Source organism: Actinoplanes sp. NPDC051411 (assembly GCF_040682075.1).
GTDB lineage: Bacteria > Actinomycetota > Actinomycetes > Mycobacteriales > Micromonosporaceae > Actinoplanes.
Map to the genome: position 1 here is coordinate 1 of NZ_JBFBAD010000295.1, position 1,305 is coordinate 1,305.

A 1,305-nucleotide genomic window follows, 5' to 3' on the forward strand; every position below is an offset into this window, starting at 1 on the left:
CGCGCCCCCCCCGCGCCCGCCAGAGCGGTCACGTCGATCGCGCCCCCGTGCGGGACCAGTTTCTCGATGCCCGCGGCGACGTCGACGAGAGGCGGCAGCACCTTGGTGGCCAGGTCGTCGAGCGCCGAGGTGACGGTGCGGACGGCTCGGACGTCGTCGCCCAGCACCGGAACGTGGCCGCCCAGACGCCAGGCCGCGTCTCCGGTGGCGGCACCGGCGGCGCCGGTCTCCCCGCGCAGGGCCAGCACAGTGGCCCGCCCGGTCGCGTAGTCGCCCCGCTCGAGCTGCGACTGGAGGCTCTCGAACAGGGCCGCGGCCCGCAGCAGGTGCCGGCGGGCCTGCGCCGCCTGCCGTGCCTCCCAGCCGCCGACGGCGAGCCCGCTGACGCAGACCAGCGCCAGCCCGAGGCAGAGGATCCGCCCCACCCGGCGCCGGACCGGCCCCGATGCCTCCGCGCTACGCATTCCCAGCCACCTCTCTGCACCGATCGAGGCGGTACTTCATCGGTGTATGAGTAGCTCAACCGAGAAAAACACGATTTACGACGAATAAGGAAGAGAATGCCTAGATTGGGGGAGAGTCATGTGATCCGCTACCTTGGAGGCAAAGTTGTCCATACGCCGACTCCTGATCATGCTGGCTGCGGTCGGCGGGCTACTGATTGCCCCCGCCGCGGCCCACGCCGCGGGCGGCTACCCCATCGAACCCCCGGCCTCGGCGGTATCCAGCGGCACCGTCTCGGCCGACGAGCCGGTGGTCTTCTCCGGAAAGGGGTTCCTGCCCGGTGAGCCGATCACCATCGACGTCTCTTTCGGAGCGACCAGCGCGGCGCTGCACAGCGCCGGGCAGACCCACAAGCCCGGGATCGTCGCCGCCGCGCTCAAGACGGTGACCGCGAGCCCGACCGGCACGTTCAGCACCCCGGTCGAGCTCAGCCAGAGCGGCCAGGCAACGCTGACCGCCACCGGAACGGTCTCCGGCGTCAGCGTCAACGAGGAGGTCACCGTCGTGGTCGCCCAGCCTGCCTCAGGCGGCGGATCCGGCGGCGGATCGGGCGGCGGCTCGGGCGGCTCGGGCGAGAAACTGCCGGTCACCGGAGAACCGGCCGGTCACTGGGTCGGCCTGGGCTCCGGCGCGATCCTGCTCGGCGTTCTGCTGCTGTTCGGGGCGATGCGCTTCCGCGGTCGCCGGCCGCGCCAGCTCTGACGTCGCCGCCGGCCGGGGCGGCTTCCGCGCGTACATCAGCAAGCGGAAGCAGGCTCCCGGAATGACCCTTTTGCCGACGGAGCGCAGGTGACCACCTGC

At 71.9% G+C, this 1,305-nt stretch carries 1 protein-coding gene and 1 pseudogene; one reads left to right on the forward strand and one right to left on the reverse strand.

The features are described from left to right. Positions 1 to 464: pseudogene (locus AB0M88_RS53300) on the reverse strand (hypothetical protein); the annotation flags it as partial. A gap of 145 nt (positions 465 to 609) precedes the next feature. On the opposite strand from AB0M88_RS53300, the gene AB0M88_RS53305 reads away from it, so the two are divergent. Further along, complete coding sequence (locus tag AB0M88_RS53305) at positions 610 to 1,206, forward strand: hypothetical protein (protein ID WP_364116352.1); 597 nt, start codon at positions 610 to 612, stop codon at positions 1,204 to 1,206. Positions 1,207 to 1,305: the final 99 nt, after the last annotated feature.